Source organism: Streptomyces sp. NPDC005866 (assembly GCF_040629895.1).
GTDB lineage: Bacteria > Actinomycetota > Actinomycetes > Streptomycetales > Streptomycetaceae > Streptomyces.
Map to the genome: position 1 here is coordinate 142,786 of NZ_JBEXWP010000022.1, position 14,107 is coordinate 156,892.

The following is a 14,107-nucleotide window of genomic DNA, read 5'->3' on the forward strand; positions in this document are numbered from 1 at the left end:
GTCGATAGTGCACTGCGCCACTGACAGTCACTTCAAACGCAGAGTCGGTGGGGCGCCCCGTCAGGGGCGCGGAGAACCGCGCGAGCAACCACCATGCACCCGCACTCGCCCTACGACGTTAACTCGGCAGATGCCCAGGCGCCCCTCACGCCGGAGCCATCAGCAACGGACGCGCCCGCTCCCGCAGCTCCACCACCCGCGGCTCGTCCCCGTACGGCTCCAGCCGGTGCAGCAGATCCTTCACGTACTCGGTCGTCCGGGCCGACGAGATCCGCCCGGCGACCTCCACGGCCCGCACGCCCTGCTCGCACGCCGCGTCGAGGTTTCCGGACTCCAGTTCGGCGACAGCCGAAACGACCAGCCGCAGCCCGTGCGACCGCACGAACTCCTCCGTCGGCTTCGACAGCGCCTGCTCCGTGAACCGCCGCACCTGTCGCGGCGCCTTCAGGTCCCGGTAGCACTCGGCGGCATCGGCAGCGAACCGGTCGTATCCGTAGAAACCCAGCCAAGAGGGGTCGTTGTCCCCCTCCCGTGCCCGCTCAAGCCACCCCTCCGCGGCCTTCAGCGCGGCCGCCGCGGCCTGTGCGTCACTCGCACGCGCGTGTGCCCGTGCCTCGACCAGCCGGAAGAAGCTCATGGTCCGCGCGGTGGCCAGTCCCCGGTTGCGCTCGACAGCCGCCTGCGCGAGGTCGACGCCCTCGTCGCCGAACCCGCGGTACGTCGCCTGCAACGACATCGACGCCAGGACATACCCGCCGAGCGGCACGTCGGCCGCCGCGCGGGCGAGCCGCAGCGCCTGGATGTAGTACCGCTGCGCGGCCTCCTGCTGTCCCGTGTCGAAGGCCATCCACCCGGCGAGCCGCGTCAGTTCGGCGCTCGCGCCGAACAGCGCCCGTCCGACCTCGTCGGAGTACGCGCCGAGCAGCAGCGGTGCCGCCTCCACCCGTAAACACTCCGGCACCATCGACGAACGCCAGTCGCCGCCCCCGTACTTGGAGTCCCAGCGCCTGGCGTCCTCGGCGGCCTCCCGTAGCTTCTGCACATCGCTGTGGCCGACTTTGAGCGGTGCGCCCGAGGCCTCGGCGGCGTTCGCCTCGCGCGCGACCGAACTGTCGGCGGGGGTTATCAGCCAGCGCGAGGCGGGTGTTGCGTACGCGCTCACCGCGAACGATCCGGCCAGCGACTGCCAGATGCCGCCGGAGCCGGCCCGGCGGCCGGCGAGGTCGAGGCGGTACAGCTCCGTAGCCGAGCGCACCGCCTGTCCTACGTCCCTGGGGAAGGCGAGGCCCACTTCGGGCGCGGGATCCGCGTCCGCCAGGCCGATCTCGTGGAGCGGCACCGGGCGGCCGAGCTTCTGGCCGATGGCGGCCGCGATGAGGTGCGGCGCGGCGCCCTGCGGCACCATGCCCTTCGACACCCAGCGCGCCACCGACGTCTTGTCGTAGCGAAGAGTCAACCCGCGTTGAGCGCCAAGGTCGTTGACGCGACGCGCGAGTCCTGCGTTGCTGATTCCCGCGAGGGCGAGAACGGTGCCGAGTTTTTCGTTCGGCCCGCGTTGCTCCCTGGACATGCGCCACCCCTCGACACAGACGGCTGCCGCGCTGGCATAACCAGGCGGCATTCGTAAACCCAGCGTAGTTCGCCGCATCCCAAGCGTTAAGGGGCATTGTTCCGGATGGCGGGATTGTGGTCCGTACGCGAGTGCGGCCCATGTACGCACTGTGCACGGCCTGTCGCGTCGTGCCCCCGCCGTGTGGCCGTGCGCCCGTCCGTGCGCTCTTCTCCGGCCATCTGGGGAGCGGTTCCATGGTCTGTGCGTGGGTCGGCCCGCTGTACTGGATCCAGTGGGCTGGGGGACACCGCCACCTACATCCCCGCGGGTGGCGGACCGGTCCGGGAGGCGATGCCCGCCTCCCGGACTGTGCGCGTTCGAGCACGCGCGCGTGTGGTGCGCAAAGCATGTACAGAGCGTGCGCACGGCCGCGCCGACCTCGCCGATTTGGCCGAAACTCGACCCCGCCTTCTGTGGGCGCTCAACGCTCCTACCATGGGAATTGAGGGCGCGAAGGGCGTTCTTTGGGAGCGTACGGGGGGCGCATTCGCGTCGCAGTCACCTTGTGTCGTACGGCGGTTCGCTTCTTCCGCGGCACGCGCGTGTGGTCGGCCCTGCGGCAACTCCGGGAAATCTTCCGGGGATCAAAGGCGGCCCCACCGCCCCTCCGGAGCGCGTCCTTCATGGCAGCATGGGGATCCAGTTCATACCGTGCATGGTTGTCCACAGCCTGTGGAGGCGTCGATGCGGTGGTTGGTGGGATGGAGCAGCACCGCCTCCGGTGTCGCCACGATCGGCTCCGCCGGCGCCACGGGCTACGAGGGCGAGACCGTCCACCCGGTCGGCTCCCAGCTGCTGTGGGGCGACCCGGACCCGCTCTGGGCCGTCGGCGACTGGCGCCCCGACGAGGTGCGCGTCATCAAGGCGGACGCCCAGAACCGCATCGCCGTCCTCGGCACCTGCGGCGCCACCGACGAGGAACTGCGCCTCGGCCTCTTCGCGGCGCGCGGGGGCGCACTCCGGCATCTGACCGCCTGGCCCGGCAGCTACACCGCCGTCGTCCAGGTCGGCCGCCGGGTCACCGTCTGCGGCGACCTCGCGGGCGCCCGCCCGGTCTTCCACACCCCCTGGGCAGGCGGTACGGCTTACGCCACGGCCGCGCTGCCGCTCGCCGACCTGATCGAGGCCAACCTCGACTACGGCCACCTCGCCGCGCTCCTGGCCGCCCCCGACGTACCGGCCGCGGTGCACGACTCGACCCCGTACGAGGGCGTACGGCGCATTCCGCCGGGGCATGCGCTGATCCTGCGCACCGGGGCGCGCGAGATCGCCGGGTACGAGCAGGTCGCCTCGCTCGCGGTCGCGGCACCCTCCGCCGACCCCGCCAGCGCCGTGGACGCCGTACGGGACGCACTCGTAGAAGCCGTACGCGCGCGGCTGTCGGCGCCCCGGCACGTCCCGGACATCGACCCCGGTCCGGTGCCCGGCATGGGCCCCGCAGAGCGGCGCGCCGCGCGCGGTATGCCGGTCCCGGGCATCGGCGCCGACCTGTCCGGCGGCCCGGCCTCCGGCACCCTGGCCCTGCTGGCCGCCGGCCTTCCCGGCATGCCCGGCACGGTCCTGGGCCACGGCACGGGCGCCGGCGAGCGCCTCCTCGCGGTCACCTTCAACGACCTCGCGGTGGGCGGCCGCGAGGCGGAAGTCGAACGCGCGGGAACGCTGGCGGCCAACCCGCGGCTGCACCACGTGGTGGTGACCGGCGGCGAGGACATGCTGCCGTACGCCGACCTGGAGGGCCCGCTGACCGACGAACCGGGCCCGTCCCTCGTCCACGCCGCCAGACACCGCGCCCGCCTCGCCGCCGGCAGCGCCGACCACTTCACGGGCTACGGCGCCCGCCAGGTCCTGGACGCGCACCCCGCCCGCCTCGCCGACCTGCTGGTGGACCGAAAACGCCGGCACCTCGTCCGCCCGGTCGCCGCGCTCGCCAAGGCCGACGGCTCCGTGATGGTCCCCGCGCGCGTGTACAGCGCGGCGCGCCGCCTGGCGCGTACGCCGTACCGCGCGGGTGTCGAGTCCCTCGCCGAGCGCCTGATGCGGCGCCGCTTCGACGAACCGGGAGGCGCGGTGGGCGCGTCCCTCGCGGCGCTCACCTGGGCGAGACCCGGTCCGGCGGCGCGCTGGCTGACGGGCGAGGCACTGGCTGAAGTATCGGTTCTGCTGCAGGGCTCGGCGAACCGCTCCGGGGTCGGCCCCGGACAGCGCCCCGGAGACTATCGCGCGCGTGCGGTGCTGGCCCGCCACGCGGCCGACATCCGCGTCCTGGAACAGGCCGCCGAGATCCGCTCCCAGCGCCTCCACACCCCCTTCCTCGACAACCAGGTGGTCCGCGCCTGCCGCGCCCTCCCCGAAGCGCTGCGCGTCCGGCCGGGCGCCCGCGCCGCGATCCTCCGCACGGTCCTGGAGGGCGCCGGCGTCACCGACCTCCCCCCGGGCTGGGGCGCCCCCTCCCACGCCTCCTCGGCGGCCGCCACCCGCACGGGCCTGCGCGTGGCGGCGGACGACCTGATCGACCTCTTCTCCACGCCCCTGCTGGCGCAGGCGGGCCTGGTGGAAGCCCGGGTGGTCCGCAAGGCGGTCCGATCGGCGGCGGAGGGCGAACCCCTCCCACTGGACGGCCTGGCCGACCTGGTCTCCCTGGAACTGTGGCTGCGCCGGCTCCTGTCCCGCCGGGGCACGTGCTGGACGGGCACACCCGCACGCGCGCGTGCGGTCCCGGCGGGGATACGACCGATGAGAGGAGCACTTGCTTCGGGTGCGTGACCCTTGCGGGGCGCTGCAGTCGCGTCGGCTTCCCGGCTGCCGTAGCTGCGGGCAGTCGTGCCGCTGGGGCGGCACGGCTGGGCGCAGCGGCACCCTGCCGGCGCCAGCTGGGCGCAGCGGCACCCTGCCGGCGCCGGCAAGCGAAAACCCCGCCCCCAGCCCGCACCCCGGGCGACCATCCCACCGCGTCTCCGAAACTCCCGAGGTCTGGGCGGCGGAAGACGACCCGCCCGAGGACGCCCCGGCCGCCGCCCTGGTCGGCCGGCTCCGCCACGCCCTCGGCAAGGACACCGTCGCCTCCACCCCCGGCGGCTACCGCCCGGCGCGTGGGCTGCCGATCGTGGCCGGGGGGCTGCGCGAGGCGATGGGGTACCGGTGCGCCGAGACGCTCACGGCGGCGCTGGTGGACGTCGGCGCCGACCTGCTGGCCCGGCTCGGCGATCTGGCGGCGCGGTACGGCTGTTCGCGGCCGCCGAACGCTGGCGGGCCGACTGCGTCCGCCCCGAGCCGGAGCGCACCCGGGCCGCGGAGGTCGACGCGGCCGCCCGCGCGGTGCTGACCCCGGAGCGCTACGCGGCCGAGCGCTCGCGCGATGCCTCCCCTCACCGAAGGAGGGCGTCCTGCGCGAGCTGAGCGGGACGCCCATGGGCACCGCTACCGGCAGGTGAATCTCGATTCGGCCCAGTCGGCGAGCGCCAACGAGTCGAAGCCGGTCTGAGGTTCGACCACCAGACGCACGGTCCTGTGCCCGGCGAGGTTCACATGGACGGGCACGGCCGCCTGCCGGCCCTCGACCGCCCCGGACTGCCACAGCCGCTCCCCGTCCGCGTAGACGGCGAAGGTGACCTTGCCGAGGCCGAGCGTCATGTCGTCGACGCCGGCCATCGCGTCGTACGCGGTGCACTCGCGGTTGAGGTCGATGGTGACGGAGGACCGGCCGTGCACGGTGACGCCGTTCGCGTACTGCTTGCCGGCGACCGTCACCCCGTAGCGCTGCCACACCCAGCTGCTCTCGCCGAGCCGCACCTCGGGCTGGGTGCCGTCGCCGGTGATGTCGAAGCGCAGCTCGCTCAACTGGTAGACGACCGGGGCGGGCGGCGGCGTGGGCTTCGGGGTGGGGGTCGGCTTCGGGGTCGGCGTGGGCTTCGGGGTGGGCGTCGGCCTCGGCTTCTGGCTCTGGGCGGGCTTCGGAGCCGGGCTCGGGGTGGGCGTCGGGGTCGGCTCCGGGGCGAGGACGACCGGCTCGGGTCCGGGCTCCTTCTTCGGCGGGACGGGGGCCGGCGTAACGGGGTCGATGACCGGCGCGGACGGGGTGGGGCGGGCGACCGCCTTGGCCGGACGGCTGTCGTTCACCAGGGCAAGGGCCAGCGCGGCGGCGGCCACCGCGACCACCCCCGCCGCGATACCGGCCTTCACGGGCGCCCCCAGCCCCTCAGAGGCCGCCGCGCCACCCGCACCGCCACCCGCCCCGCCGGACGAACCGCTCGCCGCGGCGGCCGCGCCGGCGGCCCCCACTCCGGCACCGCCGGCGACGATCCCGAGCGCCTTGGCGTACCCGGCGGCCCCGAACCAGGCGACGACCGCGACCGGTACGACGGCCGGGATACCGCTCGCGACCTCTTCGACCTGGGCGGCGGCCAGCCGGCACTTGGCGCACTCCTCCAGATGCTTGCGCAGCCCCCGCTCCGCGCGGATGCGCAGCTTGCGGCGGGCGTAGCCGCCGAGCTGGTCGGCGTAGCGGGCGCACTCCTCGTCGTCGATGAGGGAGGCGCTCACATGGGCCTGGAGATAGGCCTGCTTCAGCCCCTCACGGGCCCGGCTGGCAAGGACGCGCGTGCCGTTGGCGTCCAGCCCGAACAGGGTGGCCACCTCGCTCGGCGACTCGTCCTCGACCTCGGTGTGCCACAGCACGGCCTGCCAGCGCTCGGGCAGCGAGCGGAAGGCCTGCATGGCCATCGACTGCTCGGCCTCGTGCATCGCGCGCACATCGGCGCCGAGGTCCAAAGTGTCGTCGTCGGAAACCTCGGAGCCGCGTGAGGCCTGCGCCGCGAACACCGCGAAGTCGTCGACCAGTTGCTCACGCCGGGCCGACTTGGTCCACTGCGCGGCGACCCGCCGCACGGAGGTGAGCAGATAGGCGCGCACGGCATACTCGGGCCCGGACCCACCGCGCACCGCCTGCAGCACCCGGGCGAACACCTCGGCGGTCAGGTCGTCCGCGGTGTGCCCGTCCCGGCAGCAGGTCCGCGCATACCGCCGTACCGCGTCCGCGTGCCGCCGGTACAACTCCTCGTACGCCGAGTCGTCGCCACCCCGCATCCGCTCGATCAACTCGCTGTCGGGGGGCGGCAGATGGCGGGGCGGCGGCAACGGACTCCCGCTCCGCTGTGCGGGAACGTTCCCTTCCGGGGGTTCGCCGACGGGCGGTGGTTCGGGCCGCCCGCCCTGACTGGGCACCTGCGGCGAGGCCGTCCGCTCACCGGCGGACTCGTCCCACCCGTCAACGCTCATCGTGGAACGCCCCCGCTGCCTGCCCAACCCGACCGAATCACCGGGTCAGACTGCCACAGTGGCTTTTGTTCACGCCCGTGAGCGACGGACGTACCACTCGTCCGAGCGCACTTGTCATCGCGGTGCACTGGTGATCACCCGGTAGGGGAAACATCAACGGGCATCAACGGGCGTACGAGGACGGACAGATGCCCCGTAACAGGTCACGAGGCCCCGAGGTCACACGAGGTCACGAGGTACCCGACGGCGACGAACCCCGCCGAGGCCACCCGCACCACTCGACCACGAAAGCCGCTCGGGTGGTGCGGGTGGCAACGACACGGAATTCACGCAGGCCGAGAACGCAACCCCTCCAGCAGGATGTCCAGCAACCGCGACGAAGCCGCCGCCTGCTGAGCGGCATCCGGCAGGGACGGCGCCGCCGTGGCGATCACCAGCAGCACGTCGGACACCGAGACGTCCGCCCGCAACTCCCCGGCAGCCCGGGCCCGTTCCACCAGCCGCCCCACGACTTCGAGCAGGGCAGAGGCCCCCGCGTCGTCCTCGACGGCGGCAGTCAGCGGCTCCCGCTCCTCCGGCACCAGCCGCAACTCACCGGCCACCGGCTGCGTCCGCTGCTGCGGCACCCGGGCCTCCTCGGCCCCGGCGCCGGAACCGCCGATCTCCTCCGGCACCCCGACGCGCAGCACCTGCGGCGGCAGCAACCGTCCCGCCCCCGACGCCACCGACGTCCGCAGGAAGCGCGCCAGCGCCGACCACGGCTCGTCCTCCTGCCGGAGCGCGGCCCGCGCCTGGTCGGTCAGCCGGGAGGTCTCCTCCTCGGCTATCCGCCGGACCAGCACGTCCTTGCTGGGGAAGCGCCGGTACACCGTGCCGACCCCGACCCGCGCCCGCCGCGCCACGTCCTCCATCGGCGCGCCGTACCCCAGCTCGCCGAAGACCTCGCGCGCCGCACGCAGCACGTGCTCCAGATTGCGCTGTGCGTCCACCCGCAGCGGCGTGGTACGCGGCCCGTCGCCGCGTCCGTTGCCCGCCGCCGGGCTCACCGTTCCGCCACCCGATGCGAGGGCGGAAGCCGGTGACCAATGTGTGTCCTGAATATGCATCTGTGTTCCCCCGGTTAATGACGTCTCCCCCCGGAGACTCTCCCCGTCACTGAAAGCCGGAGCGAGCGGAACTGCTGGCGATCCATGGACCGTCGGCCGGACGGACCGCCCGTCGCGGAACCGCTCGGCCACATCCCCCACACCCCGTCGACACACGAACATAGTTGAGAGGCTGTCAATTCAGAAGGGGGACGTTCCGCACGAAGCGCCCCCCGATCGGAGTACGAGTCGTTTACATCCCGATTCGCTGCCTTCGGGCGCCCTCGTCCGCCCCCGCTGACCTGGCACCTTTCGTCCGGTCCGGGCCGCGCGCCCGGCGGGGCGCCCAGCAGCCCGCCGGTCACACAAATTGCCGGGGCTGTGGACAAACAACAGTCACGGGTGCGTCATGGGACAGTGAAGGAACGTGCGCGCATTCTCGTTGTCGGCGGCGGCTACGTCGGGATGTACACGGCCCTGCGGCTCCAGCGGAGGCTGAAGCGGGAGCTCAGGCAGGGTCAGGTCGACATCACTGTCGTCACCCCCGATCCCTACATGACGTACCAGCCGTTCCTTCCCGAAGCGGCCGCGGGTTCGATTTCCCCTCGTCATGTCGTCGTACCGCTGCGCCGGGTTCTGGACCAGTGCCATGTCGTCATCGGCGAGGTCACGTCCATCGAGCACGCCGAGCGCACCGCCGCCGTCTCCACGCTCGCCACCGCCGAGGAGCGAAAGGGCGCCACTTTCCTCGAGTACGACGAACTGGTCCTCGCCCCCGGCTCGATCGCGCGCACGCTGCCCATCCCGGGTCTCGCCGAGCACGGCATCGGCTTCAAGACCGTCGAGGAGGCCATCGGCCTGCGCAACCACGTCATCGAGCAGATGGACATCGCCTCCTCCACCCGCGACCCCGCGATCCGCGACGCGGCCCTCACCTTCGTGTTCGTCGGCGGCGGCTACGCGGGCGTGGAGGCCCTCGGCGAACTGGAGGACATGGCCCGCTACGCCGCGCGGTACTACCACAACGTCCAGCCCGAGGACATGAAGTGGATCCTCGTCGAGGCCACCGACCGGATCCTCCCCGAGGTCGGCCCCGAGATGGGCCGCTACACCGTCACCGAACTGCGCCGCCGCAACATCCAGGTACTGCTCCACACCCGGCTGGAATCCTGCGTCGACCGCATCGCCGTCCTCAGCGACGGCCAGCGCTTTCCGGCTCGCACGCTCGTATGGACGGCCGGCGTCAAACCGCACCCCGTGCTCGCCGCCACCGACCTTCCGCTCACCCCGCGCGGGCGGCTGAAATGCACCGCCGAGCTGGCGATCGACGGCGTCGACCACGCGTGGGCCGCGGGCGACGCCGCCGCCGTTCCCGACGTCACCGCCACCGAGCCCGGCGCCGAGACCGCCCCCAACGCACAGCACGCGGTCCGCCAGGCCAGGGTCCTCGGCGACAACATCGTCCACACACTGCGCGGTGAACCCCTCGACACCTACGCCCACAGCTACGTCGGCTCCGTCGCCTCCCTCGGACTGCACAAGGGCGTCACCCAGGTCTACGGGCGCAAGCTGAAGGGCTACCCTGCCTGGTTCATGCACCGCGTCTACCACCTGAGCAGGGTGCCCACCTTCAACCGCAAGGCCCGTGTGCTCGCCGAATGGACCCTCTCCGGACTCTTCAAACGGGAGATCGTCTCACTCGGATCACTCGAACATCCCCGAGCGGAGTTCGAACTCGCGGCCGGTGGAAAGCCTCCTCACAGTCCCTCCGACGACTCGAACGGGTCGTCCTGACGGAACTCAGGAACTCCACGGCCCGCCCCGGCGTCTGACGGATGTCGCCGCCGACGGCCACCCTGCCAGACTGCCCCCGACCGAGCACAAGGCTTCTCCCCAGAACTGCACCGGGGGACTTCCCCCGGCCCCCGGCCGCTCCCATAGCCGGCCGGAGACGACGACACGAGGCAAGGATTCGTGAACTTCACGCGCTGGAGCGCCCGGCTCCCCGGAACGCAGCGCCGCGCCGCAGCGCGGACCGATCACGGGGTCCCCCCGGACCGACGGGGGGAAGGCGCCGTGCCCGCCGCCCGCGTCGAACAACCGACCGACGACCCGCCCTGTGTGCCCGCCGTCGACGAACTGCCGGCCCGCGACGTTCTGGACCACGTCCCGGCCCTGGTCGCCCTCGTCCACGGCTCCGACCACCGCATCGCGTACGTCAACGACGCCTATGCGGCGGCCTTCGGCGTACGACCCCCGGGCGCCCCCGCCCGCGAGGCGCTGCCCGAACTGGCCGAACTCGGTCTCCTCCCCCTCCTCGACCAGGTCCTGCGCAGCGGCAAGCCCCGCACGCTGAAGTCGCGCAAGGCGCTCGACGGCCGCACCTACACGTTCACCTGCACGCCCGTCGCCGAGAACGGCGACCACGACGGCGGCGTCCTCCTCTTCGCCACCGACGTCACCGACCACGCGGAGGCGGCCGAGCGCCTGCGCGCCAGCGAACGCCGCCAGCGCGAGACGGCCGTGACCCTCCAGCGCAGCCTCCTGCCGCAGGAGCTCGAACAGCCGGACGACCTGCGCATCGCCGCGACCTACCAGCCCGGCGGCACCGAGGCCGCGGTCGGCGGCGACTGGTACGACGTCATCACCCTCGGCGGCGGCCGTACGGCCCTGGTCATCGGCGATGTGATGGGCCGGGGCGTGCGCGCGGCGGCGGTCATGGGCCAGCTCCGTACGGCGGTCCGCGCCTACGCCCGCCTGGACCTCCCCCCGCACGAGGTCCTCCAGCTCCTCGACGGCCTCGCCACCGAGATCGACGCCAACCAGATCGCCACGTGCGCCTACGCCGTCCACGACCCGAACGAGGGCCGGCTGGTGTACGCCTCGGCCGGCCACCTGCCGATCCTGGTCCGGGACGAGAACGGCACCGTGCTGCGCACCGACGAGCCGAACGGCCCGCCGCTCGGCACGGGGGGCTGGGTCCACACGTCGGGCTCGGTACCGCTCGGCCCCGGCTCCACGGCCGTCCTCTACACGGACGGCCTGGTGGAACGACGTAACGAGGACCTGGACGAGGGCATCGCCGCGCTCGAACGCGCGCTGGCGGGAGCCACCGGCACCCCGCAGGTCATCTGCGACCGCCTGGTCCGCTCGGCCGGCGTCATGGCCGACCACGACGACGATGTCGCCGTCCTGGTCCTCCAGCACCCGGCCCGCACGGGCCCCGACGGCGACCTCTTCCGCAACGCGGCGCTGGAACTCCTCGGCGGCGTCGAAGCGGCGCCACGCGCCCGTGCGTTCGCCTCCGGCGTGCTGACCAGCTGGCGCTTCCCCGTCGAGCTCCACGACCTGGGCGTCCTCGCCACGAGCGAGCTGGTCGCCAACTCCCTCCAGCACGGCATCCCGCCCATGCGACTGCGGCTCCGCCGCACCGACCGCCGCCTGATCATCGAGGTGACCGACGGCGACGATCATCTGCCGAGGAGACGCCGCGCGGAACCGGGTGACGAGTCGGGCAGGGGTATTGCGATCGTGGCGACGATCGCTTCGGGATGGGGGTCGAGAAGGACACCGGGGGGTGGGAAAGCGGTGTGGTGCGAGTTCGTGCTGCCCAAGGGGTAAGGGGCCCGGGGGTCGGCGGGCGGCTCCGGGTGCGATGTGGCTGGTCGCGCAGTTCCCCGCGCCCCTCACGGGGCTACATGGCTGCGGGTAGTCGTGCCGCTGGGGCGGCACGGGTGGGCGCTGGGGGTACCCCCTCTGGGGGAGGCACCCCGCTGACGTGGGCGAGTGAAACCCCCGTCCCAGCCCACCCCTACGCGGACACGGACTCCGCGGCAGCCCCACCCCGCGCCACGACCACGCTCCTCGCGGCCAGCCAAGGCCGGTCCTGCACCTCGGTCAGCCGCTTTCCGAGGCGCGCCGCCAGCACACTGATCCCCAGCGAGAACAGCAGGAACGTCACGACGTACGGCGCATGCAGCGACGCCCCCATCGGGCCGCCCACCGCCGGCCCCACCGCCAGCGCCAGCTGCTTCACCAGCGCGAACGCCGAGTTGTACTGCCCGGCCATCCCCGTCGGAGCGAGATCGGCCACCAGCGGAGCGACCGTCGGCGACAGCATCGCCTCACCCAGACCGAACAGCGCGTACATCGACACGAACGCGGCCGTGGCCATCTCCTGGCTGCCGTGCCCCAGCCCCGCGTACCCCGCCGCGACCCACGCCACGGCCCAGATCAGCCCGACCCCCGCGATCACCCGCGACCGCCGCCGGCGCTCCACGAACTTGAGCACGGCGAACTGAGCGACCACGATCATCAGCGTGTTCGCGGCCAGCGCGGTCCCCAGCGCGGACGTCGATATCCCCGCCGCCTCGACGCCGTACGCGCTCAGCCCGGACTCGAACTGCCCGTAGCACGCGAAGAACAGCACAAAGCCCAGCACGCACAGCTGCACCATCGCCCGGTTCCCGAGCAGCTGCTTCCAGCCGCCCTTGGCGGCAGAGGCCGCAGTGCCCGCGATCCGCGGCGAGTGCGGCATCCGTACCGTCGACATCACCACGACCAGCAGCAGGAACATCGCCGCCTCGATCGCGAAGAGGAGCGTGAAGGAGTAGACCCGGGTCGTGTCGACCAGGTGGCCGCCGATGAGGCCACCGACACCCAGCCCCAGGTTCTGCAGAAAGAACTGCGTCGCGAACGCCCTCGACCGCGTCTCCGCCGTCGAGCAGTCCACGATCATCGTCGCCAGCGCCGGCTGCATCACGGCCTGCCCGGCCCCGAGCAGCGCGGCCGCGGCCAGCACGGTCGCCGCCTGCCCCGCGAGGCCCAGGCTGAGCGCCCCGATCGCGGCCATGACCAAGGCGGTGAGAAGAACCGGCAGCGGGCCGTGCCGCACGATCGCCCTGCCGGCGAACGGCAGCACGATCAGCGCGGCCACGGCGAAGACGGCGAGTACGAACCCCGCTGTCATGGCACCGAGCCCCCGGACCTGCGACACATAGATGTACAGGTAGGGGACGGTGAAGCCGAGCCCGAACGCGCTGAGTGCGTTGCCCACGTGGATCCGGCGCATCGCTGCGCCCATCGCCCTGGTCACGTTCACCTCTCTCAGGTAGTCAAGTCAGCGGACTGCTGAAGCCTGAAGACTTAGAAGCTAAAGTTCGAACGTAAAGAGTACATTGTGAAGGACTTCAACACCAAGCTTGTTCGTGCGATACTTCGGGCATGGCCGACACGACCGGCGCCGGCGAGCCGACACTCGACGAACAGATCGCCGCCTACCAGCGCGAATTCCAGGACCTCGACCCCCACGTCGAGAAGGTCGTCTCGGCGCTGTCCCGGCTCAACCGCCGGATGAACGTCGCCTACGGCCGTCAGACCGCCGCCCTCGGCATCAGCAATGCCGAATGGGAGGTCCTCAAGGCCCTCGTCCTCTCCGGGGCCCCCTACCGCATGGGCCCCAGCGAACTGGCCAAGCGGCTCGGTCTCACCCCGGCCGCGATGACGCATCGCATCGACCGGATGGTCGCCGAAGGTCTCGTCACCCGGGAGCGGGACGAATCCAACCGCGTCCGGGTGATCGTCGAGCTGACCCCCGAGGGGCGCGAGAAGTGGCTGGAGGCCATGCGCCTCGCCTCCGTCTTCGAGGAGGAGCTGCTCCAGGACCTCTCCCCGGCGGAGCGCGGAGTGCTCGGCGAGGTCCTCACCAGGCTGCTGCGCCGCGTGGAGCACGCCCAGCCCGACGCCGGCGGTCGCCTCACCGACCTGGACTGACGCAGGTCAGGGCGCCGGGAAAAAATCTTGACAGGGGACACTTGACACCCCCATGCCCGATCCGTAAAGTTCTTCGGGTTGCCGCGGAGCCGTAACGGTTCTGCGACAGCACCTCCGCCGCACGAGCGGCACCCAAAACCATCAGCACGATCTCCCGGCCGGGTTGATTTCGGCGCGCCCGAATTCAATTCGAATTGGGTCTCGGTGCTGTCCGGTCGAGCCGCACGGCCCGATTGGGCATCGCGGAGCGGATCCGCTAAGGTTTGGGACGTCGGAACGGCTCAACAGCTGTGACGGCAACCCCCTCTGACGGGGAATCAGCGCCGAAAGGATCTGATAGAGTCGGAAGCGCCGGAAAGGGAAA

Annotated in this window: 9 protein-coding genes; 5 read left to right on the forward strand and 4 right to left on the reverse strand. The window is 72.3% G+C overall.

From position 1 onward, the window contains the following. Positions 1-145 precede the first annotated feature (145 nt). On the reverse strand, positions 146-1,570 hold the full coding sequence (locus tag ABZ396_RS29135) for an MFS transporter (RefSeq protein ID WP_358917222.1): 1,425 nt from the start codon (positions 1,568-1,570) through the stop codon (positions 146-148). Positions 1,571-2,296: 726 nt separating this feature from the next. Here ABZ396_RS29135 and ABZ396_RS29140 point away from each other — a divergent pair. Continuing rightward, a complete protein-coding gene (locus ABZ396_RS29140) occupies positions 2,297-4,375 on the forward strand; it encodes an asparagine synthase-related protein (RefSeq protein ID WP_358917220.1) in 2,079 nt (692 codons plus the stop codon). Beyond that, the gene (locus ABZ396_RS29145; RefSeq protein WP_358917219.1) at positions 4,368-4,934 is read left to right on the forward strand and encodes a hypothetical protein; all 567 of its coding nucleotides are present in this window, start codon (positions 4,368-4,370) and stop codon (positions 4,932-4,934) included. The genes ABZ396_RS29140 and ABZ396_RS29145 overlap by 8 nt, the downstream gene beginning before the upstream one ends. Positions 4,935-5,029: 95 nt before the next feature. On the opposite strand, the gene ABZ396_RS29150 is transcribed toward ABZ396_RS29145, so the two are convergent. Then, entirely contained in the window at positions 5,030-6,886 is a 1,857-nt protein-coding gene (locus ABZ396_RS29150; protein ID WP_359186311.1) for a sigma-70 family RNA polymerase sigma factor, read from the reverse strand. A gap of 326 nt (positions 6,887-7,212) precedes the next feature. Continuing rightward, positions 7,213-7,992, reverse strand: coding sequence for a helix-turn-helix domain-containing protein (locus ABZ396_RS29155; RefSeq protein ID WP_358927027.1), 780 nt, complete (start codon positions 7,990-7,992; stop codon positions 7,213-7,215). A 396-nt stretch (positions 7,993-8,388) separates the two neighbouring features. On the opposite strand from ABZ396_RS29155, the gene ABZ396_RS29160 reads away from it, so the two are divergent. Together ABZ396_RS29160 and ABZ396_RS29165 are read left to right on the forward strand one after the other, a co-directional pair. Next, the gene (locus ABZ396_RS29160) at positions 8,389-9,765 is read left to right on the forward strand and encodes an NAD(P)/FAD-dependent oxidoreductase (RefSeq protein ID WP_358927026.1); all 1,377 of its coding nucleotides are present in this window, start codon (positions 8,389-8,391) and stop codon (positions 9,763-9,765) included. Between the two features lie 180 nt (positions 9,766-9,945). Further along, on the forward strand, positions 9,946-11,592 hold the full coding sequence (locus ABZ396_RS29165) for a SpoIIE family protein phosphatase (RefSeq protein WP_358927025.1): 1,647 nt from the start codon (positions 9,946-9,948) through the stop codon (positions 11,590-11,592). Positions 11,593-11,782: 190 nt separating this feature from the next. On the opposite strand, the gene ABZ396_RS29170 is transcribed toward ABZ396_RS29165, so the two are convergent. Then, positions 11,783-13,042 (reverse strand): MFS transporter, encoded by a 1,260-nt coding sequence (locus ABZ396_RS29170; RefSeq protein ID WP_358927029.1) that lies wholly within the window; start codon positions 13,040-13,042, stop codon positions 11,783-11,785. Between the two features lie 152 nt (positions 13,043-13,194). On the opposite strand from ABZ396_RS29170, the gene ABZ396_RS29175 reads away from it, so the two are divergent. Continuing rightward, positions 13,195-13,743: a MarR family transcriptional regulator gene (locus ABZ396_RS29175; RefSeq protein WP_358927024.1), complete on the forward strand. Its 549-nt coding sequence runs from the start codon at positions 13,195-13,197 to the stop codon at positions 13,741-13,743. The last annotated feature ends 364 nt before the right edge of the window (positions 13,744-14,107 follow it).